The following is a 20,168-nucleotide window of genomic DNA, read 5'->3' on the forward strand; positions in this document are numbered from 1 at the left end:
ATGGCAAAAGCAGACTTTTACGAAACGCTGGGTGTCGGCAAATCGGCTGACGAGAAGGAGCTGAAAAGCGCCTTCCGTAAGCTCGCCATGAAATATCATCCCGACAAGAATCCCGGCGACGCGGAAGCCGAAAAGAAGTTCAAGGAGCTCAACGAGGCCTACGAGACCTTGAAGGATCCCCAGAAGCGCGCGGCCTATGATCGTTACGGCCATGCCGCCTTCGAACAGGGCGGAATGGGCGGTGGCGGCTTCGGCGGCGGCGGTTTCTCCTCGGCCGGCGGCTTCTCCGACATCTTCGAAGACATCTTCGGCGAAATGATGGGTGGCGGGCGTGCGCGGCGATCGTCCGGCGGTCGCGAACGCGGCGCCGATCTTCGCTACAATATGGAAATCACGCTTGAAGAAGCCTATGCTGGCAAGACGGCGCAGATCCGGGTTCCAACCTCGATCACCTGCGACCTCTGCTCCGGTTCGGGCGCGAAACCCGGCACGCAGCCGAAAACCTGTGCCACCTGCCAAGGCTCCGGCCGCGTGCGGGCGAGCCAGGGCTTCTTCTCCGTCGAACGCACCTGCCCGACCTGCCACGGCCGCGGCCAGACCATCACCGATCCCTGCACCAAGTGCCACGGCCAGGGCCGCGTCACAGAAGAACGCTCGCTGTCGGTCAACATTCCGGCCGGCATCGAGGACGGCACCCGCATACGCCTGCAGGGCGAAGGCGAGGCCGGTGCACGCGGCGGACCTGCGGGAGACCTTTACATCTTCCTCTCGGTTCAGCCGCACCAGTTCTTCCAGCGCGATGGCGCCGACCTTTATTGCGCCGTGCCGATCTCGATGACGACGGCAGCGCTCGGCGGCACTTTCGATGTTGCCACGCTCGACGGAACGAAATCCCGCGTCACCGTGCCGGAAGGCACCCAGCCGGGAAAGCAGTTCCGCCTGAAAGGCAAGGGTATGCCGGTGCTCAGATCATCGCAGACGGGCGACCTCTATATCCAGATCCAGATCGAGACGCCGCAGAAGCTCACCAAGCGGCAGCGCGAACTGCTGCAGGAATTCGAGCAGATTTCCTCCAAGGAGAATAATCCGGAATCGACCGGCTTCTTTGCCCGGATGAAGGAATTCTTCGACAACTGAGCCTCGCGCTCAATATTGGAACTCAGGAACGCCGATCCGGAAGGGTCGGCGTTTTTTATGCGAGCGACTGGATGGAGGATGAGGTAAGGATCATCGCGAAAACGACAAGGCAGGCCGCCGCCACGCGACGCACGAGAACCGGCTTGATCTCGAACCTTTCGGTACGCCCGATCACGCTGCCGAACAGGATCCAGCCATTGGCGGCCAGCAGCACCAGAGCGGCGAACAGCCCAAGCCAGGGCAGAAGCTCCAGGAGGCCGCCGTGCGGCATGATGACGAGCGCGATGATCACCGCCTTGGGGTTCAGCAGTGTCGTGACGAAGACCTGCCCCAGAGAAATCTCGCCTGCATCTCCGATCGTCCTCTCCGAATTCCACAGCCTGTAGCTCAGGAAGAGAACCCAGATGCCGGCGGCCGCTTTGGCAAAAAGCAAAGCTGCGGGATAGGCGGTGAAGAACGGGGCGGCGACGGTCGAGACCGGAATGATGACGGTGAGATACCCGCCGAGTTCGCCTGCCGTGAGCGGCAAAGCCCTGGCCCAGCCCCGCAAATAGCCGCCAAGCGCCATCAATGTATTCGTCGGCCCGGGCGTGCAGAGGAGCAGCAGGATGGCGACGGTGAACTGCAGGAGGGTCATGATCTACCTGGTGAAATGGTGGTGCTTTTGCTCTACCAGCTTTTCCGCCATCTCAATTGACGTTGATCAATCCAGCTGCAACGACCAGCCCGAATGCGTCGTGCTCGGCGGCCCGATCCTCAGTAGTGCGGCGGCCTGGTGATAGGCGGCGCCTCGAGCGACGATTCTTCAAGCGAAAGGAAGCGCTCCGTCAGCCGATCGAGCTTGGCTCTCGTCTGCTCGATGACTTTCCATTGCTCGGCAAGCTGGTCGGACAGTTCCTCGATCACCTTGGTCTGATGCGCGGCAAGCTCCTCCAGCCTGACCAGCCTTTCGTCGTCACTCACTCGAAGATCCCTTTGTTGCTTTCCAGGCCCTTACGGCATCGGGCATTCCGTCATGAGCCCCGAGCGGGCGCTCCGGCGCGTCGTCCCACCAGTCGGACCGCATCGCGCGCCGCTCCGGGTTCTTGGGATAGAAGATGCGATTCTCGTCCTTGTTTGCCTCACCGATCACCAGCAGCTCGGCCTCTTGGTCCGAGTTGTTGATGAAGGTATGGGCAAGGCCCGTACCGGCAGGAAAACCGACCGAATCGCCAGGTTTGAGCCGGTGCACTTCTCCATCCAGCCAGACTTCCGGCGTACCTGCGAGCACATAAACGAACTCTTCTTCGAGGCTTTCGGCATGCGGAAAGGAGGTGCGGCGGCCAGGAAGCACGCGAAGATGATGGATGCCGATGCGCGTCAACCCCAGATGCCGCGCCAACGGTGCGCCGATTGCCATAAGCTCGTCGTCGCCCTTGTAGCGCTTGTTGTCGGGGCCTTCGATCTCAGTCCAGTGAACGATGCAGGAAGGGCGTTCCTCTTTGGTCATCGCGCGGTCTCCTCTCGAAACCGCGCGACACTAACCAAGTGTGAGGCTCAGGTCTATCGGTTAAGCCCGCAGCCGCGGCCGGCCAGCCGTATGCTCATGATCGTTCTTAATCTGGAAGCGAGCGATCAGGGAAGCCAGCCGGCCGCTGATGCCGACAAGGTTTTGGGTTGATGCATTCGTCTCTTCCATCAGCGCAGCATTCTGCTGGGTGATCTGATCCATATTGCGCACCGCGGAGTTGATTTCGTCGATGCCGGAAGCCTGTTCCTGAGATGACTGGGCGATGGAATTGATGTGTTCGTCTATCGACTTCACTCTCGAACCGATCCCCACCAGCGCTTCGCCGGTCTTGTGGACGAGGTCGACGCCGCGGTGCACGTCCGAGGAGGACTGGTCGATCAGTTCCTTGATTTCCTTTGCGGCGGCTGCGGATCGCTGTGCAAGCTCACGCACTTCCTGCGCGACGACAGCGAAACCCTTGCCCTGTTCGCCGGCACGGGCAGCCTCCACACCGGCGTTCAGTGCCAGCAGGTTGGTCTGGAATGCAATCTCATCGATCACGCCGATGATCTGGGTCATTTTCTGGGAGGACTGCTCGATCTCTCCCATGGCGGCAACCGCCTGTTCAACCACTTGGCCGGATCGCTCGGTCTCGGTAGCCGATTCCCTCACGATTGCCTGAACCTCGCGAGTGCGCCGCGCCGCCTGGGCTGCGCTTGTGGTGATTTCCTCCAGCGCCGCAGCGGTCTGCTCCAGCGCCGCTGCCTGCTGCTCGGAACGGGTCGCCATATTGTCCGAGGCGTCGGAAATGCCGGCTACCTCGGCCCGCACCTGCTCAACCGAGGAGTTGATCTCCCGCATGGCTGCATCAAGTTCGGATACCGAGGAGTTGTAGTTCTGCTTCAAACCGGCAAAGCTTGGGGCCAGTTCCTGCCAAAGCTCCGACGTCAGGTCGCCCTGCGCCAGCTTTTTGAGCGCTGCATCCAATGCTCCGAGGGCCGCGTCCTGCTCCGACTTGGCCTTTGCCCGCTCGGCCTCTGCCCGCTCCCGCTCTTCGTTCAGTGCCTCGAGATAAACGGAGATGCTGTAGTCCATATCGATCAGAGCCGCCTTGACGATAGCGGTCAGGTTCTCGGATAGAGCCTTGGCCTTTTTCTCCTGGAAAAAACCTTTCATTTCCTCCTTGACCACCGCGCGGAGAAGTCCGTCCAGCACCATGGCGTAGCCGCCGATATACCAGCGCGGCTCGAGCCCGAGGCGCGCATGGACCCGACCGATCGCGGAGACGGCGCCCACATATTCTGCGTCGTACTTGCCGGAGGCGATCACGTCCCAATGGGCGGCCTGACGACTTTTGGCATGCGCGATGTGGCTGTCATTGGAGAAGAATTTTGCGGTGTGGGAATTGGCTTTGACCTTGCCGTAGAAGGCGTCGAGCGCTGCTCCAACCGTTTGCTTGATGAGCGGTTGAAGAGTTGCGAGAGTGCGGCGCTGCTGTTCGCCAAGCCCCGCGAAGTCAAGGCGCTCCATCAAGTCGTTTTTTTGGCGGGATTCGTTCATCATTGCTCCAACAGCGATAATACTCGCTTTAACTGAGAGTGATTTGTTGAATATTAGTGTGCCGCCGTGATTTAACGGTTTGTTAGCCATAGCCCCTCAATTTTTGGCATTCATAAATTAGGATTGCCTGCAGAAACGCATGATTCTCTGGAAGCGGCCGTTGCTGATCCACGGGGGATCTCCGGCAGAAGGGGAATAAAAACCGCCGCTTTGTTAGCAACATCAACATCTTAACCTGTCTCGTTTCCCCCCTCTTCCGTTTGGTGCCTACAATTGTCCCGCTTCCGTCGCCGGAGTGTTTCGCGAGACGTTCGCGGGCAGGCGGAAGCCGGCGCTTCCATCGGATCCGTAACGTGCGGCGATGGTGGAAGAGGTGAAAGCCATGGAGTGTTGGTCGACAAGACGAACATTCCTATCAAGCCTCCCCCTGGCCGCCGGGCCAGGTTCGGTTGAGCCGTGCAAGTGGTGAGCCTGTCCCGAAAGGACGAGCGAGAACAAGACCACGCAGCGAGGCGAGATGATCACCTGTAGGGGCTGGACACCCCGAGAGAACGCCGAAGGCCACGCGAATGCGGAGCCACACTCTACAATTCCAATGAGGTTCCGCATTCGTGTGGGCTCTCCAAAACACGGGCAAAGGCTGTCGCGTGAAGGCGAACGCTTGCCTTCCTTCGCCCGAGCCCTTAGCTCCTGTGCGACGACGAACAAGAATTCCGATGGCTCAGAAAACTTTCCTCTCCCGGCTCAAGCTCACCGACTTCCGCAATTACGCGGACGTATCGCTGACCCTTGACGGTAGGCATGTGGTGCTGACGGGCGAGAATGGCGCCGGCAAGACCAATCTTCTGGAAGCGGTCTCCTTTCTCTCTCCGGGACGCGGTTTGCGACGCGCCGTGCTTACCGATGTCAGCCGCGTCGGAGCATCCGGCGGCTTTGCCATCTTCGCGGCGGTCGAGGGCATGGAAGGTGAAGTCGCGATCGGCACCGGCATCGAGACCGCAGATGGCGAGAGCGTGACCCGCAAGGTCCGGATCAACGGGACGCCGGCGAAATCGACGGAGGAGCTTTCCGATCATTTGAGCGTCCTCTGGCTGACGCCTGCAATGGACGGCCTCTTTACCGGTCCTTCTGCCGATCGCAGACGATTTCTCGACCGGCTCGTATTGTCTCTGGACCCCGCGCACGGCCGCCGGGCAAGCGATTTCGAACGCGCCATGCGCAGCCGCAACCGCCTGCTGTCCGAAGGCCGTTTCGATCCTGCCTGGCTTTCGGGAATCGAGACGCAGATGGCGGGTCTGGGCATTGCCATGGCCGCCGCCCGGCAGGAAATGCTGGGCCTTTTGCGAACCCTCTCGGCCGGATCCGGCGAAACTCCATTTCCCACTCCGGTTCTGGCTCTTGAGGGTTTTATGGACGGATCCCCCGATCGCCCTGCGGCCGAACTGGAGGAAGAATATCTGGAGATGCTGCGGATCAACCGCGGACGCGACGCCGCCGCCGGCCGGACGCTGGACGGCCCGCATCGATCCGATCTGCTGGTCAGGCATAGGGAGAAAGACATGGAGGCCGAGCGTTGCTCGACCGGCGAACAGAAGGCTCTGCTGATCGGCCTCGTGCTTGCGCATGCGCGGCTGACCGCCGATATGACGGGCTATGCGCCTGTCCTGCTTCTCGACGAGATCGCCGCCCATCTCGACGAAGGCCGCCGCGCCGCCTTGTTCGATCTGGTTCACGGTCTGGGCGGCCAGGCCTTCATGACCGGCACGGACCGGAGCATGTTTTCGGCCCTCTCCGACCGCGCGCAATTCTTTACGGTCACGCATGGCGCAGTCACATCCTGAGTTACACGGATCGGCCGGCGATGTTATGATATTGCCATGGACAGCTTGACGCCTGAAGAAATCGAACGTTACCGCCGACACATCCTGCTGCCGGAGATTGGCGGCACGGGGCAGCAGAAACTCAAGAGTTCCCGCGTGCTGGTGATCGGAGCCGGGGGCCTTGGCGCGCCCATTCTGGAATATCTCGCCGCGGCGGGGGTCGGTACGCTGGGCATCATCGATGATGATCGCGTTTCACTCTCCAACCTGCAGCGGCAGGTCATTCACGACACCGGCACGGTCGGGGAGATGAAGACCAGAAGTGCCCGGCAGACGCTCGCGCGGCTCAACCCGCATGTCCGGATCGTGGATTTCGAAGAGCGATTTTCGATGGAATGGGCGGCCCGGCACCTGTTGGGCTTCAGCCTGTTGATCGACGGCTCCGACAATTTCGACACCCGTTATGCCGCCGCCGACGCCGCCGAGTTGGAAAAGATTCCTCTTGTCACCGGTGCGGTTGGCCGCTTCGACGGCTCGCTGACGGTGCTCAAGCCTTACGAGGCTGGGCCGGACGGATCGCTTAACCCGACCTATAGGGACCTCTTCCCGGAAAAGCCGCCGGAAGGCCTGATCCCCTCTTGTGCAGAAACGGGCGTGCTTGGAACGCTGACCGGCGTCATCGGCACGCTGATGGCGATGGAAGCGATCAAGCTCATCGCCGGCATAGGCGAGCCGCTGATCGGTCGCCTGATGCTCTACGATGCGCTTTCGGCGCGCTTCGACGTGATCAAATACAAGCGCCGCGCGGCAAGAGCTGCTGCCGAATGATGACGTCTGAAATGATCACGATTGTCCCGATTAGCGAGGACTTCGGCCGGTGGGACGAGCTGCTTGCGCTTATCCTATCCTCCTTTGCCTATATGGATGAGGTCATCGACCCGCCCTCCTCCGCCCACCGGCTGACGTTGGCGTCCTTGGCGCAGAAGGCCCGGGAGGAGATCGGCTTTGCGGCCATCGAAGACGGAAAGCTCGTCGGCTGCGTCTTTTGCAAGATCGAGCCGAGTTCGCTTTATGTCGGTAAACTCGCCATTGCGCCCAGCCATCAACGGAAAGGGCTTGGCCGACGGCTGCTGGCTGTCGCAGAGGAAATTGCCAGAAAGAACGGTCTGTCGGCGTTGCGGCTTGAGACCCGGATCGAACTCACCGGCAACCATCTGGCCTTCTCGAAATGGGGATTCGAAAAGACCGCCGAAAACTCCCATTCCGGTTATAGCCGGGTGACGTCGATCGAAATGCGGAAGCGGCTTGCCTGATCAGTTGCGGCCGGGGAGCACCCGGTTCGGTGGCCGGTGCCCGTCAAAGAAGGCACGGATGTTGATGATCACCTTGTCGCCCATGTCGATCCGCCCTTCGAGCGTCGCCGAACCCATATGCGGCAGCAGCACCACCTTGCCCTGGTTGGCGAGCTTGACGAGTTTCGGGTTCACCGCAGGTTCGTTCTGGTAGACGTCGAGACCGGCGCCATAGATCTTGTTGTCGCGCAGCAGCTGGATCATCGCCGCTTCGTCTATGATGTCGCCGCGGGCGGTATTGACGATAATCGCGCTCGGCTGCATCAGCGCCAGCCGGCGGGCCGAGAGCAGGTGAAAGGTCGCCGGCGTCGAGGGGCAGTTGACCGAGACGATATCGACCCGGGCAAGCATCTGGTCGAGGCTGTCCCAATAGGTTGCCTCCAGCTCTTCCTCCGTCGCCGGGTTTACTCGCTTGCGGTTGTGGTAGTGGATGGACAGGCCAAAGGCTTTGGCCCGGCGGGCCACAGCAGTTCCGATCCGGCCCATGCCGACGATGCCGATACGCTTGCCCCATATCCGCCGCCCCAGCATCCAGGTCGGGCTCCAGCCGCCCCAGTCGCCGGGCTTGTCGGTCAGGATGCGCGAACCCTCCACCAGCCGGCGATTGACCGCAAGGATCAGCGCCATGGTCATGTCGGCGGTATCTTCCGTCAGGACGTTCGGCGTGTTAGTAACGGTGATGCCCTTCTTCGCTGCGGCATCGACGTCGATATGGTCGATGCCGTTCGAAAAACTGGCGATCAGCTTCAGCTGCGGACTGGCTTCCTCGATCAGCGCCTCATCGATTCGATCCGTCACCGTCGGCACCAGCACATCGGCTGTCCTCATCGCGGCCACGATCTCATCGCGGGAGCGCGGGGCGTCGTCGGTATTGAGCTCGGCTTCGAATAGCTCGCGCATGCGGGTTTCCACCGCGTCCGGCAGCTTGCGGGTAATATAGACCGTGGGTTTCTTCTTCGCCGTCATGCAGCTCTCTGTCTGGCTCCTTTTAGGAGGTCCTTAACCAAGTCGCGCGATATTCGGGTTCATCCAGGGCGTTTTCTACCAGACCCGTTGGCGAAGACAAACAAAACCTCGCACGGTCTGCGTGGCGCCTCATGGTCCTTCAGCCGGAACCACACCCATGCGTCGCGTTATTCTTCGTTCCTTTGCCGTTTTCATCCTCGCTTTCGTCACCTGTCTCTCCGCTTCGGCCATGGCTTACGCCCAAGGCGCGAAGGGGCCGAGCGGGCTGCCGCTGCCGCGTTTCGTCAGCCTGAAGTCCAAAAAGGTGAATATCCGAATCGGTCCAAGCACCGACTACGCCGTCTCCTGGATGTACATGAAGTCCGGCACACCCATGGAAATCATCCAGGAATACGAAAACTGGCGGCGCGTCCGCGATGCTGAGGGCACCGAAGGCTGGGTCAATCAGGCATTGCTATCCGGAGACCGCACGGCAGTCGCAGCCCCCTGGATGCGCGGCAAGGGCAAGGACATCTACGTGAACATGCGCCGGGATCCGCAGAGCAGCGCCGCCATCATCGCCAAGCTGGAACCCGGCGTCTTTCTGAAGGTGGAGGAATGCAACGGCGATTGGTGCCGCGCGGAAGCCAACGGCACCGAAGGCTGGGTTCCCCAAGCCGAGATCTGGGGCGCCTACCCGGGCGAAGCCTTCAAATAAGGCCTTCCTTCCGGGCCGCCTCCAAGAGCGACGCCATCGGCCGCGGACCGATCTGCTGGATGCAGATTGCAGCTGCAAGGCAGCCGAGCTTGCCGCAAAGTTCCAGCGAACGGCCCTGGGTGTAACCGAACAGGAAGCCGGCGGCGAAGAGATCGCCCGCTCCGGTCGTATCGACCAGTTCCCTGATCGGATAGGCCGAGACCTTCACCCGTTCATCATCGCGAACGATGATCGCGCCTTCTTCACTAAGCGTCACAGCCGCGAGCTTGCAGTCGCGGGCGATGTTTTCCAGCGCCAGTTCGAAGTCTTCGGTCTCGTAGAGCGAGAGCGCTTCCTGTTTGTTGGCGAAGACGATGTCGACCGTGCCGGAACGCATGAGATCGAGGAACTCCGCGCGATAACGGCCGACGCAGAACGGATCCGAAAGCGTCATGGAGACTTCCCGGCCATTTGCGTGAGCAATCCTTGCGGCTTCGCGAATCGCTTCCTTGGCCCGCGGCGGATCCCAAAGATATCCTTCAAAATAGGTCACCTTCGCTTCGGCGACGACATCGGCTTCGACATGTTCAGGGCCGAGGTCAACACAGGCGCCGAGATAGGTATTCATCGAGCGCTCGCCATCCGGCGTGACGAAGATCATCGAACGAGCCGTCGGCGGATTGGTACCCTCCGGCGTCGTCTGGTAATAGACTCCCTGAGCGCGGATATCGTGCTGGAAGATATGGCCGAGCTGGTCTTCCGCGACCTTGCCGAAATAGGCTGCCTTGCCACCGAACCCTGCAATGCCAGCCGCCGTGTTACCAGCCGACCCGCCCGAAGCCTCGACCGCCGGACCCATCTTCGAATAAAGAAGTTCGGCCCGTTCGGCATCGATCAGGTTCATAGCCCCCTTGATGATCGAATTCTCGCTCAGGAAACTGTCTTCACAGCGGGCGAGGATATCAACGATGGCATTACCGATGGTCAGCACGTCGAACTTGGGCATACGGTCTTGGTCCTTCTTGCAGATTTTGCGCGGAAAGCGGTAGTCGGCTTTTCAGGCGATTGGAAGAAGAAACAGTCGCAGCCCTTATAAAAACGGGACTTTGATCTGCGTCATGTCGCTGTCACGATTGAAGGCTATAGAAATAGCCATCCGATTGTGTGGCCGACCACGGATGAACTGGCGGCAGACATTCCGGAGCCTGGACGAGACCAGGAGGGAAAGCGGGGTATTGCCCCGCTTTTTTGTTTTTGCCCTGCGATAACGTCTCGACCAGCAAGGGCTCCTCTGCCGGAAACGCATTTGTCGCAGCTGCCCATATACGCTAGAGCGTAGGAAACCTCTGCGAAAGCCATGCTGCCTTGTCCTCCGTCTTTCTGAATGTCGTGCCCGTCTTCATCCTGATCCTGATCGGCTGGGTGACTGCCAAGACCGGCATTTTGAAGCAGGAAACCGGCGACGCGCTCGGTGAGTTCGTGTTCAAGATCGCGGTGCCGATGCTGATCTTCCGGACGCTTGCGGACGCGCATTTCGAAGGCGTTTCTCCGTTCCGGCTGTGGGCGGCCTATTTCCTCGGCGTTGCAGGCACCTGGACCGTCGGCCACCTTCTCGCCACGCGGCTTTTCCGCCGCGACGCCAAAGTCGGCGTCATTACGGGCATGTCCGCCTCGTTTGCCAACAATGTCTTCATCGGCCTGCCGCTGGTCGCCAATATCGTCGGCAAGGACGGGCTGGTGGCGATCTCTATTCTGCTCGCGATCCACCTGCCGCTGATGATGGTGGTCGGCACGATCCTGATGGAAGGGGCAGTCTCGAAAGTCGATGGAGGGAAAAAACGCTCCGTTGCCGAAATTCTCAAACAGGTCGGCTCCAATCTCGCCCGCAACCCGCTTGTGCTGGCGCTGGTGGTCGGGGTGAGCTTCAACTTCCTCGACCTGCATCTGCCGGTCGCGATCGCAATGGTCATCGATCATCTCTCGGCGGCAGCTGCGCCCGTGGCGTTGATTTCGATCGGCATGGCGCTGACGCAATATCCGATCCGCGGCGATATCGGGCTTTCGGGAACAGCGGCCATCCTGAAACTGCTCCTGCTGCCGGCGCTCGTCTTCCTGATGAGCTATCTGCTTGCCCTGCCGCATGACTGGGCGGCCGCCCTGGTGCTGACCTCTTCGGTGCCGACCGGGATCAATGCCTGGCTGATCGCGCAGCGCTTCCGCTCGGGCCACGGGCTGGCAGCCTCGGTCATCAGCATCACCACAGCCTTTGGAGTCGTTACCGTCAGCTTCTGGGCCTGGCTGCTGAGCTAAGCATCGTTAAGGAATCGAACTCGCACCGGAAACAAAAAATGCCCGGCTGATCAAGCCGGGCATTTTCGAATGGAGTTCGTCTGCACCGATCAGTTGGTGGCGGGAGGAGCAGCCGGAGCGGCATTCGGATCCGGAAGCGGCGCCGGGCTGTCGGACTGTTCACGCAGATAGGCGAGCAAGTTGGCGCGCTCGGTGTCGTTCTTGATGCCGGCAAAGCCCATAGCCGTACCCTTCACGTAAGCCTTGGGAGCAGCAAGGAAGTGATTGAGGTGCTCGAAAGTCCACTTCTCGGCACCGCCCTTGGAGAAATCCTTCATGGCGGCGGAATAGGCGAAGCCTTCATGCGAAGCGATCGGGCGATCGACAACGCCCCAAAGGCCAGGCCCGACCTTGTTCGCCCCGCCCTTTTCAACCGCATGACAGCTCTGACACTTCTTGAAAACAGCAGCGCCGGCGGCAGCATCGGCCTTGGCCATAAGCTGACCAACCGGAACGGCAGCCGGAGCAGCTTCGCCGCCACCTTCGCCAGCGGCAGGTTCTTCAGCCGCGACGATAGCAAAGCCTTCCTTCTCAGGTTCCGGCGCGTGGAATATCCCTTCCGAGGCAATCGACACCGACATCATGACGAAGACCGTTGCAAGCAGGGCGCCTGCCGCCATGTTTACGTAGGGGTTCATCCGCAACCGCTCCTTTGCAACCGCCTGTCACAAGGCGGGCCATCTTGAAATTGCGCGGAACCTATGTCTTTTGCATCATTGTTGCAACACGATAATCGTCCCGCGCTTGAGACTTTTTGACACTGTTTCACCGGGAATAGAAGGGTATCCCCCATGAAGAACTCGGCTTTTGACCGGACGCTGGTTCTCATCCCGGCGCGCATGGCCTCCACGCGGCTGCCGGGCAAACCTCTGGCTGATATTGCGGGCCTGCCAATGATCGTGCAGGTTGCAAAACGCGCCCAGGAAGCCGAAGCGGGGCGAATCATCGTCGCAGTGGACGACCAGACGGTTTACGATGTGGTGGCAGCCGCCGGCTTTGAAGTCGTCAGGACCCGCCAAGACCATCAATCCGGCTCGGACCGCATTTTCGAGGCCGTACAAAAAGCCGACCCGAATGCCGAAATGGATTTCATCATCAATGTCCAGGGTGATCTGCCGACGATAGAGCCCGAAGCGGTGCGCGCTTCGCTTCGTCCCCTCGACAATCCCTCGACCGATATTGCAACGCTCACCGTGGAAATCACCGAGGAGCATGAAAAGACCAATCCCAGTGTCGTAAAAGTCGTTGGGTCGCCGTTGTCGGAAACCCGACTGAGGGCGCTCTACTTTACCCGCGCCACGGCGCCTTATGGCAATGGGCCGCTTTACCATCACATCGGGCTCTACGCCTATCGCCGTGCGGCACTCGCGAAGTTTGTATCTCTCGGTCCTTCGGTGCTCGAAAAGCGTGAATCGCTCGAGCAATTGCGTGCCCTTGAAGCCGGCATGCGGATCGATGTCGAGATCGTTGACTCGGTCCCTCTCGGTGTCGATACTCCGGCCGACCTTGAAAAGGCGCGGGCGATCCTCTCGGCACGCGCCGCCTCCTGACGGATAACCCAATGAACGCAGTCACCAATCGCATCGCCTTCCAGGGCGACAACGGCGCCAATTCGGACATGGCCTGCCGGGATATGTTCCCGGCCATGGAGCCGCTTCCCTGCCCGACCTTCGAGGACGCCTTCCAGGCGCTCGAAAACGGGGAAGCCGATCTTGCGATGATCCCGATCGAGAATACGATCGCGGGACGCGTCGCCGACATCCATTATCTGCTGCCAGAATCCCGGCTTCATATCGTCGGCGAATATTTCATGCCGATCCGCTTCCAGCTGATGGTGCTGCCCGGCGTGAAGCGGGAGGAAATCCGCACCGTTCACAGCCATATTCACGCGCTCGGCCAATGCCGCAAGATCATCCGGGCGAACGGCTGGAAGGCAGTGGTTGCGGGCGACACCGCCGGTGCCGCGAAGCTGGTGTCCGAAAAGGGCGACCGCACCATGGCGGCGCTTGCCCCCCGGCTTGCAGCCGACCTTTACGGCCTTGAGATCATAGCGGAAAATGTCGAGGACACGGAAAACAACGTGACTCGTTTCGTCGTGCTGTCGCGCGACGAAAAATGGGTCCAGCGCAACGATCCGTCGGAAATCATCGTCACCACGTTCGTGTTCAATGTCCGCAACATTCCGGCCTCGCTCTACAAGGCAATGGGCGGCTTTGCGACCAACGGCATCAACATGACCAAGCTCGAAAGCTACCAGCTCGGCGGCAAGTTCGTGGCGACCCAGTTTTACGCGGATATCGAAGGCCACCCGGACGACCCGCCGGTGCGCCGGGCTCTGGAAGAGCTGCGATTCTTCTCGGAAAAGGTACGCATTCTCGGCACTTACAAGGGTCACCCCATGCGGGGAACTTTGAATAGGGAATAACGCAGGCAGAAGAAGACGGGGCAGCAGGTCGGCCCGCTGCCCCCGACCGGTTTCGTTACTGTCCCGTCATGGAATAGACGCGCAGGCGATGACCGTCCGGATCGGTCACGACGAAGGTGTAGCCGAAGTCCATCTGCACCGGCGTCTGAAGGACACGCAGACCACGGCCTGTCCAATCCGCATAAATCCGATCCACTTCGGCCGCATCCTCACGTTTGAAGCAGACTTCCATGCCGCCAACGCCGGAGGTCACGGCCGGTTCGGCCGTGTGCCGCGACCAGAGCCCGAACCGAAGACTGCCGGGAAGGACGAAAAGTGCGAATGTGGCGGACCGCTCCACTGGCTCGGTTCCGAACAGCGATTGATAGAAATCCGCGCTTTTCAGCGGGTTGTCGACGAAGAGGATGGTGAAATCAGGGTGGATCATGTCCGTGCTCCTTGGTTGGGACTGACAGAACACGTATCCCACCCTACTGTCAGATAATGGCAGTAGCGATCATTGAGGATTTGGAATTCCCTGCGCCAACCGCCACTCCTTCAGCAGCACCTGCCTGCGGCGCGGGTAACGCCTTTCCGTAGAACTGGCTGACGCAATGCGATCGGTGCGGAAGTGGCGAAACCCCTGCCTCAGCTCGCACCACGCGATCATCACCCTGACATTCTCGAAAAATCCGAGAGCGAAGGGCCAGACCGCGCGATGAGTGAGCACGCCCTTCTCGTCTTCATAGGCGAGTTCAAGGATATGTTCGGCCCGGATCGCCCTGCGGAGGAGGGTCAGATCGGCCTTGTCCTCCTGCCGGCGCGGCGCGCCGACGAGAAGCGGCGAGGTGTCGAGTTCTTCCTTCAGCTCCGGCGGCAGGACCGCAGCGATCTTGGCAAGCGCATCGACGGCGCCGGCCGCAAGCCGTGTATCGGCCGTCTTGGCGACCCAGCGTGAGCCGAGCACCAGCGCCTCGACCTCCTCTTCGGTGAACATCATCGGCGGCAGCATGAAACCCGGCCGCAGCACATAACCGACGCCCGCCTCACCTTCGATGAAGGCACCCTGTGCCTGGAGGCTGGCGATATCCCGGTAAAGGGTGCGAAGGCTGACGCCGGTTTCGGCAGCGAGCTTGGCACCGCTGACAGGTTGCCGGTAGCGCCGGAGCGTCTGGAGAAGGGCCAGCAGGCGCTCCGAGCGAGCGACGGTCATGAGATTTGAATCCTCCAGCCCCCGCTTAGGCTCAGGGCGTTCCTCGCTGCAATCGATTCGCCGGATCGATTGCTCAGGCTGCGCCTGACCGCTCGCCACCCCACTCGATCCAGTCGCGTAGCAGCCGATGGGCTATCGCGCCTTCGACCGGCGCGAAATAGGGACTGCCAGGACCGGCATTCAGCATGACAGCCGCTTCCGCCCGCCCAAACCAGCGGACGTCCTGCATTTCCTGGGTATCGATCTTGATCTCAACCGATCTGGCTTCGGCATAACATCCGATCATCAGCGAATGAGGCATAGGCCAGGGCTGCGACGCATGGTAGCGGACACGGCCGATCTCGATTCCCGCCTCTTCAAAGGTCTCGCGGCGCACGGCATTCTCGATCGTCTCACCAGGCTCGACGAAGCCTGCCAGGCAGGAATACATGCCTTCCTGAAAATGGTGGCTGCGGCCCAGCAGGCAACGATCCCGCTCCACATCGATGGTCAGCATGATGACAACCGGATCGGTCCGCGGAAACATCATGTGTTCGCATTTCGTGCAGACGCGCTTGTAGCCGCCGATCTTCATCTCTGTTGGCGAGCCGCACTTGCCGCAGAAAAGATTGGCGGCATTCCAATTGAGAAGCGCGACGGCCTGCGCGACTTCCCCCAGCAGCTCACCTTGAATAAGGGAATCGCGGAAAAGCGCCCGCGCCTCCGTCGGTTTGTAATGACTTGCCAGCTCTTCCGCTGGAATGAGGACCGGCACCGCAATCCGGGGCTCCCCGTTTTCCTTGTAGCCGAGCAGGACCGCGGCATCGAAATCGGGCTTCAGTTCCGCAAGCTCGTAGGCCGAAAACAGCGGATCGAGGATCTGGCCGTCATGCTTGAGGATCAGCCGGCTGCCGCTGAAGGCGAGAATATGCGTACCCTCGACGGCCAGCGCCTTTTCCACGCAATCATCCGCACGATATTCCGCCTGCCTGTCGAGCTTGTTGCCGGAAAAGGCCGTGAGCTCGCTTGGCTCCGGGTGGGGTGCATCGGTATCGAAAAGGGTAGCGGTCATGAAAGGGCTTCAACCAGTTTCTTGATGAGGTTCTGCTTCTGTGGTTGTTCGTAGGGCGTCGCCTGGCCAAAACCCCAGATGGGGCCTGGCCAATTTGGATCGCCTTCGAAGCGGGCGATGACGTGGACATGCAGCTGGCGCACGATGTTGCCGAGGGCGCCGACATTGATCTTGGTTGCCCCTGTGACCTGCTTGAAAGCCGCCGCCACGCGATTGATCTCGGCGGAAAGGAGAGCCTGATCGGAGGGGGAGAGGTCGAAGATCTCGCTCATTCCGTTTCTCTCAGGCACCATGACCAGCCAGGGCCAGCGGCTGTCGTTCTGGAGACGCAACTGGCAGAGGTCCAGCTTTTTCACAAGCTCGGAATCCCTCTCGATTCGTCCGTCCAGTTCGAATGCGCCCAAGCTTTCCTCCCGTCGTGTTTTCTGTTCGATAGCAGTTTTTTACAGGTCTGGCTTGCATTTGGAAGCGTTATTGACGATATGTGCGGCGGGAGGTTGGTGGTGGACGAGCCACTCGCCAACCGGGTCAGGTCCGGAAGGAAGCAGCCCTAACGAGCCCGGCACGGGTCGCCGTGCCAGCCTCCCACCCTTGCTTTCAACAGCATCTTGGTCAAAATCCGGTCCGGTCAAGTGGCCGGCCGCGGCCCGCCAGGATTGTGAGGACTCGATTGAGCGATACCGGGCCGACATCGAACAGCACTACAACTGGTAGCGGCTACCGGGTGCTTGCCCGCAAATACCGTCCGAAGGATTTCTCCGACCTGATGGTCGGGCAAGAGCCAATGGTGAGAACCCTCACCAATGCATTCGAGACCGGCCGCATCGCCCAGGCCTATATGCTGACCGGCGTTCGCGGGGTGGGCAAGACGACCACAGCCCGCATCCTTGCCCGTGCGCTGAACTACAAGACGCCCGAGATCGATAAACCGACGATCGACCTCCGCATCCCCGGCGATCACTGCCAGGCGATCATGGAAGGCCGGCATGTCGACGTCATCGAGATGGACGCGGCCTCCCATACCGGCATCGACGATATAAGAGAGATCATCGAGCAGGTGCGGTACCGTCCCGTCTCGGCGCGCTACAAAGTCTATATCATCGACGAAGTGCACATGCTTTCGACGCAGGCCTTCAACGGCCTCCTGAAGACGCTCGAAGAGCCGCCGGAGCATGTGAAATTCATCTTCGCGACGACAGAGATCCGCAAGGTTCCGATCACCGTCCTCTCCCGCTGCCAACGATTCGACCTGCGCCGCATCAGTGCGGCCGATCTTGTGGGCCTGTTCACAACGATCCTCGAAAAGGAAGGCATTCCGGCGGAGCAGGAAGCCTTGTCGATGATCGCGCGAGCCGCCGAAGGTTCGGCGCGCGACGGCCTGTCGCTGCTCGACCAGGCAATCGCGCATGGCGGCGGCAGTGTCCTCGCCGACACCGTGCGGGGCATGCTCGGGCTCGCCGACCGGGCCCGCATCGTCGATCTGTTCGAACATATCGTGCGGGGCGATGTCACGGCTGCGCTTTCAGAATTCGGTGCGCAATACGAGGCCGGCGCCAATCCGGTGGTGGTGCTGACCGATCTTGCCGACTTCACCCATCTCGTCACCCGTTTCAAATACATTCCCGATGCGGCCGACGATCCGTCGCTGAGCGAAGTGGAACGCCTGCGCGGCCGGGAATTCGCCGAGAGCGTTGCCGTAAGCACGCTGTCGCGCATCTGGCAGATGCTGCTCAAAGGCATTCCGGAGGCAGAGAATTCTTCGCGGCCATCAGGTGCCGCCGAAATGGTCCTGATCCGTCTGACCCATGCGGCTCATCTGCCCTCACCGGAAGATGCCGCGCGAAGGCTCTCAGATCTGTCCGGCGGCGACGGCCAGCGCTCCGCACCCTCACCGAACGGCGGGGGACGGGCGGCCTCGCCGTCCCAGCCTCCGGTCAATGCACGCGGCACCGAGATGTCGACGCCCCGCGTCCCTGCTGGAGGACCGACAGCAATGCTGCGTGCCGTTCCTTCACCGGAAACCGCACAGGAACCACTGGAGCACCCCGCACTCCAAGCGGCGGCCGAACCCCAGCCGGAGCCCAAGGTTCACGTGCGGTCGCTGGAAGACATCGGCGACCTCTGCGCCAAAAATCGCGAACCCGTATTGCGCGCCCGCATCCGGCAGTCCGTCCATCTGGTCAAGCTCGAGCCGGGGCGGCTCGAAATCAACCTTGAACCCGATGCGCCCAAATCCATCGTCAACGACCTTACGTCGAAGCTCCGGGAATGGACCGGGATCACCTGGTGGGTGACACTCTCCAATGAGCGCGGCGCCCCGACGCTGGCTCAAGCAGAAGAACAGGCCAAGGAGCAGCGCAAGACCGATGCCCGAGCCGATCCGGACGTGGCGGCCATTCTTGCGCAATTCCCGGGAGCCAGGATCATCGACGTCCGTATCCGGGCGGAGGAAGAAGAAGACGAGGCGGCAGAAATTGCTGCACCGGCAGCCGCGGAATCCGAAGAGGGCGACATCCTGCCCGGCGATGACATCGAATTGTAAAAGAAGAGGATTTTCGACATGCGCGACATCATGGGCATGATGGGCAAAGTCAAGGAAATGCAGGCCAAGATGGAACAGATGCAGGCGGATATCGCCGCGCTGGACGTCGAAGGCACATCCGGCGGCGGCCTGGTGACCGTCCGGCTGAACGGCAAGGGCGAAATGCTCGGCTTGAAGATCGATCCATCGCTCTTCAAGGAAGAAGAGGTCGAAATCCTGGAAGACCTGATCGTCGCGGCCCACAAGACCGCAAAGGAGCGCGCCGAGGCGATCGCTGCCGAAAAAACGAAGGAACTGACTGCCGGCCTGCCGATCCCGCCCGGCTTCAAGATGCCGTTCTGATCCGTCTAGAAGGGAATTGGGAGGTTCCGATGACGCTTACATCGCTTCTGGTTTTTGCAGCAGCGCTTTTCGTTGCCGCCGGTTCGCCCGGGCCGAGCATCGCTGCGCTTGTCGCCCGCGTACTTTCCAAAGGCTACCGCGACGTGCTGCCTTTCCTGACCGCCATGTGGATCGGTGAAGCGGTATGGCTTTCCTTTGCAGTCGCAGGCCTCGCCGCCATTGCCGAGAGTTTTCACCTCGTCTTCGTCGCGATCAAGTGGCTCGGGGTCATCTACCTGCTCTATCTCGCCTGGAAGATGTGGGTCGCAGAGCCTGCCGGTTCCGACAAGGAACTGCCGGAAAGCCGATCGGCGCTGAAGATGTTTCTGACCGGGCTGACGCTCACGCTCGGCAATCCGAAGATCATGATGTTCTATGTGGCGCTGCTGCCCTCGATCATAGACCTTGGAGGCGTGACGCTTGCCGGTTGGCTGGAGCTGATTGCCGCGATGTTTGTCGTGCTGGTCGTTGTCGATCTTGCATGGGTTCTGCTTGCCGCCAAGGCCCGGCAATTCCTGAAAAGTCCGCGCGCCGTGAAGATCGCCAACCGCATTTCGGCCGGGACGATGGCGGGTGCGGCCGCAGCAATCGCCACGCGCTAAGCCTCGAAGGTCGGCCTCCACCGGTGGCCTATGGGAGCTGAGAGGAAACGAGCTCGTTCCGCGTCCGAGAGGCTTCTGCCGACGGCCGCTAGCATTTCCGGGATGGTGACGCGCTCGCCGGCATAACGTTCGTGGCGGACGGGATCGCCTCGCGAAACCATGCCGGGTACGATCACACGGCAATAGATGCCTGGGCGGCCGGCTCTGGTATAGGCCTTCACGAATGTCGGGTCGCCCATCTTCACCGCAAGCGTGTTACAGGGCGAGCGGGCGCAACTTGCCTCAAGCACGACCTCGCCCACATGAAAGCGGTCGCCGGCGGCAACGTCCCGGTTATCGAGGCCGTCGATGATCAGGTTCTCGCCAAACGTGCCCGGCAGAAGATCGCGGCCGAGCTCTTGAGCCCACCAGTCCAGGGTCAGCGAACCTTCGAGCAGCACCGCCTGATCCTCGCCACCGTGATGTCTGGTGTTGCAAACGGCATCGCCGACCAGGCCGAGCCTGTCGATCATGACGGCAGAGTTGACGGCGGCCTTGTAGATGCCGGTCTTAAAGCTCTTACCGGGCAGCTTTTCGGGGTGGCCGAGACAGATGGCGAGAAGTTTCATGCAGGCATCCCTTCCGCG

23 protein-coding genes and 1 other RNA gene are annotated in these 20,168 nt (G+C 60.9%); 12 read left to right on the forward strand and 12 right to left on the reverse strand.

Features of this window, described 5'->3' with window-relative positions; all coding sequences use genetic code 11:
• On the forward strand, positions 1-1,137 hold the full coding sequence (gene dnaJ / locus EDE09_RS17105) for a molecular chaperone DnaJ (RefSeq protein ID WP_105374928.1): 1,137 nt from the start codon (positions 1-3) through the stop codon (positions 1,135-1,137).
• A 55-nt stretch (positions 1,138-1,192) separates the two neighbouring features.
• On the opposite strand, the gene EDE09_RS17110 is transcribed toward dnaJ, so the two are convergent.
• The 4 genes from EDE09_RS17110 to EDE09_RS17125 all read right to left on the reverse strand — a co-directional run bounded on the left by EDE09_RS17110 (position 1,193) and on the right by EDE09_RS17125 (position 4,186).
• Positions 1,193-1,774, reverse strand: a complete 582-nt coding sequence (locus tag EDE09_RS17110) for a threonine transporter RhtB (RefSeq protein ID WP_112796321.1) — start codon at positions 1,772-1,774, stop codon at positions 1,193-1,195.
• Between the two features lie 119 nt (positions 1,775-1,893).
• Positions 1,894-2,100, reverse strand: a complete 207-nt coding sequence (locus EDE09_RS17115) for a SlyX family protein (RefSeq protein WP_112796319.1) — start codon at positions 2,098-2,100, stop codon at positions 1,894-1,896.
• Positions 2,093-2,626 carry a cupin domain-containing protein gene (locus tag EDE09_RS17120; RefSeq protein WP_112796317.1) on the reverse strand — a complete coding sequence of 178 codons (534 nt, stop codon included), beginning with the start codon at positions 2,624-2,626 and terminating at the stop codon, positions 2,093-2,095. The genes EDE09_RS17115 and EDE09_RS17120 overlap by 8 nt, the downstream gene beginning before the upstream one ends.
• A gap of 60 nt (positions 2,627-2,686) precedes the next feature.
• Positions 2,687-4,186, reverse strand: a complete 1,500-nt coding sequence (locus EDE09_RS17125; RefSeq protein WP_112796473.1) for a globin-coupled sensor protein — start codon at positions 4,184-4,186, stop codon at positions 2,687-2,689.
• A 716-nt stretch (positions 4,187-4,902) separates the two neighbouring features.
• On the opposite strand from EDE09_RS17125, the gene recF reads away from it, so the two are divergent.
• The 3 genes from recF to EDE09_RS17140 are packed head-to-tail and all read left to right on the forward strand — an operon-like array spanning position 4,903 to position 7,319.
• Entirely contained in the window at positions 4,903-6,027 is a 1,125-nt protein-coding gene (gene recF / locus EDE09_RS17130; protein ID WP_105374910.1) for a DNA replication/repair protein RecF, read from the forward strand.
• A gap of 36 nt (positions 6,028-6,063) precedes the next feature.
• Positions 6,064-6,834 carry a molybdopterin-synthase adenylyltransferase MoeB gene (locus EDE09_RS17135; protein ID WP_105374909.1) on the forward strand — a complete coding sequence of 257 codons (771 nt, stop codon included), beginning with the start codon at positions 6,064-6,066 and terminating at the stop codon, positions 6,832-6,834.
• 11 nt (positions 6,835-6,845) lie between these two features.
• Positions 6,846-7,319, forward strand: a complete 474-nt coding sequence (locus EDE09_RS17140; RefSeq protein WP_112796471.1) for a GNAT family N-acetyltransferase — start codon at positions 6,846-6,848, stop codon at positions 7,317-7,319.
• Here EDE09_RS17140 and EDE09_RS17145 read toward each other — a convergent pair whose 3' ends face one another.
• Positions 7,320-8,324, reverse strand: coding sequence for a D-glycerate dehydrogenase (locus EDE09_RS17145; protein ID WP_112796315.1), 1,005 nt, complete (start codon positions 8,322-8,324; stop codon positions 7,320-7,322). It abuts the gene before it with no gap.
• Positions 8,325-8,553: 229 nt separating this feature from the next.
• Between EDE09_RS17145 and EDE09_RS17150 the strand changes: the two genes are divergently transcribed.
• Positions 8,554-9,021: an SH3 domain-containing protein gene (locus tag EDE09_RS17150; protein WP_105374925.1), complete on the forward strand. Its 468-nt coding sequence runs from the start codon at positions 8,554-8,556 to the stop codon at positions 9,019-9,021.
• Here EDE09_RS17150 and EDE09_RS17155 read toward each other — a convergent pair.
• Entirely contained in the window at positions 9,014-10,006 is a 993-nt protein-coding gene (locus EDE09_RS17155) for an adenosine kinase (protein ID WP_112796309.1), read from the reverse strand. The two genes, EDE09_RS17150 and EDE09_RS17155, sit on opposite strands and share 8 nt — an antisense overlap.
• 359 nt (positions 10,007-10,365) lie before the next feature.
• Between EDE09_RS17155 and EDE09_RS17160 the strand changes: the two genes are divergently transcribed.
• A complete protein-coding gene (locus EDE09_RS17160; protein WP_112796307.1) occupies positions 10,366-11,310 on the forward strand; it encodes an AEC family transporter in 945 nt (314 codons plus the stop codon).
• An 89-nt stretch (positions 11,311-11,399) separates the two neighbouring features.
• Here EDE09_RS17160 and EDE09_RS17165 read toward each other — a convergent pair whose 3' ends face one another.
• Positions 11,400-11,987 carry a cytochrome c family protein gene (locus EDE09_RS17165; protein WP_105373639.1) on the reverse strand — a complete coding sequence of 196 codons (588 nt, stop codon included), beginning with the start codon at positions 11,985-11,987 and terminating at the stop codon, positions 11,400-11,402.
• Positions 11,988-12,140: 153 nt separating this feature from the next.
• Between EDE09_RS17165 and EDE09_RS17170 the strand changes: the two genes are divergently transcribed.
• Together EDE09_RS17170 and EDE09_RS17175 are read left to right on the forward strand one after the other, a co-directional pair.
• The gene (locus EDE09_RS17170; protein ID WP_112796305.1) at positions 12,141-12,899 is read left to right on the forward strand and encodes a 3-deoxy-manno-octulosonate cytidylyltransferase; all 759 of its coding nucleotides are present in this window, start codon (positions 12,141-12,143) and stop codon (positions 12,897-12,899) included.
• 11 nt (positions 12,900-12,910) lie between these two features.
• The gene (locus EDE09_RS17175; RefSeq protein WP_105373637.1) at positions 12,911-13,774 is read left to right on the forward strand and encodes a prephenate dehydratase; all 864 of its coding nucleotides are present in this window, start codon (positions 12,911-12,913) and stop codon (positions 13,772-13,774) included.
• Positions 13,775-13,829: 55 nt separating this feature from the next.
• On the opposite strand, the gene EDE09_RS17180 is transcribed toward EDE09_RS17175, so the two are convergent.
• The 4 genes from EDE09_RS17180 to EDE09_RS17195 form a co-directional block, all read right to left on the reverse strand.
• Positions 13,830-14,201, reverse strand: a complete 372-nt coding sequence (locus EDE09_RS17180; RefSeq protein ID WP_112796303.1) for a VOC family protein — start codon at positions 14,199-14,201, stop codon at positions 13,830-13,832.
• Positions 14,202-14,270: 69 nt separating this feature from the next.
• Entirely contained in the window at positions 14,271-14,966 is a 696-nt protein-coding gene (locus tag EDE09_RS17185) for a YafY family protein (protein ID WP_112796301.1), read from the reverse strand.
• A gap of 73 nt (positions 14,967-15,039) precedes the next feature.
• Positions 15,040-16,017, reverse strand: coding sequence for an NAD(+) diphosphatase (gene nudC, locus EDE09_RS17190; RefSeq protein ID WP_112796299.1), 978 nt, complete (start codon positions 16,015-16,017; stop codon positions 15,040-15,042).
• Positions 16,014-16,421: an HIT family protein gene (locus EDE09_RS17195; protein WP_112796297.1), complete on the reverse strand. Its 408-nt coding sequence runs from the start codon at positions 16,419-16,421 to the stop codon at positions 16,014-16,016. Before EDE09_RS17195 ends, nudC begins: the two co-directional genes overlap by 4 nt.
• An 88-nt stretch (positions 16,422-16,509) precedes the next feature.
• Here EDE09_RS17195 and ffs point away from each other — a divergent pair.
• The 4 genes from ffs to EDE09_RS17215 all read left to right on the forward strand — a co-directional run bounded on the left by ffs (position 16,510) and on the right by EDE09_RS17215 (position 19,542).
• An RNA gene (ffs, locus tag EDE09_RS17200) (signal recognition particle sRNA small type) lies at positions 16,510-16,606 on the forward strand.
• Positions 16,607-16,687: 81 nt separating this feature from the next.
• The gene (locus tag EDE09_RS17205; protein ID WP_112796294.1) at positions 16,688-18,559 is read left to right on the forward strand and encodes a DNA polymerase III subunit gamma/tau; all 1,872 of its coding nucleotides are present in this window, start codon (positions 16,688-16,690) and stop codon (positions 18,557-18,559) included.
• An 18-nt stretch (positions 18,560-18,577) separates the two neighbouring features.
• Positions 18,578-18,901: a YbaB/EbfC family nucleoid-associated protein gene (locus EDE09_RS17210; protein ID WP_105373631.1), complete on the forward strand. Its 324-nt coding sequence runs from the start codon at positions 18,578-18,580 to the stop codon at positions 18,899-18,901.
• Positions 18,902-18,930: 29 nt separating this feature from the next.
• The gene (locus tag EDE09_RS17215) at positions 18,931-19,542 is read left to right on the forward strand and encodes a LysE family translocator (protein ID WP_105373630.1); all 612 of its coding nucleotides are present in this window, start codon (positions 18,931-18,933) and stop codon (positions 19,540-19,542) included.
• Here EDE09_RS17215 and EDE09_RS17220 read toward each other — a convergent pair.
• Positions 19,539-20,150, reverse strand: coding sequence for an MOSC domain-containing protein (locus EDE09_RS17220; protein WP_112796292.1), 612 nt, complete (start codon positions 20,148-20,150; stop codon positions 19,539-19,541). The genes EDE09_RS17215 and EDE09_RS17220 overlap by 4 nt on opposite strands.
• Positions 20,151-20,168: the final 18 nt, after the last annotated feature.

The organism is Neorhizobium sp. S3-V5DH (assembly GCF_004343065.1).
Taxonomy (GTDB): Bacteria; Pseudomonadota; Alphaproteobacteria; order Rhizobiales; family Rhizobiaceae; genus Neorhizobium; species Neorhizobium huautlense.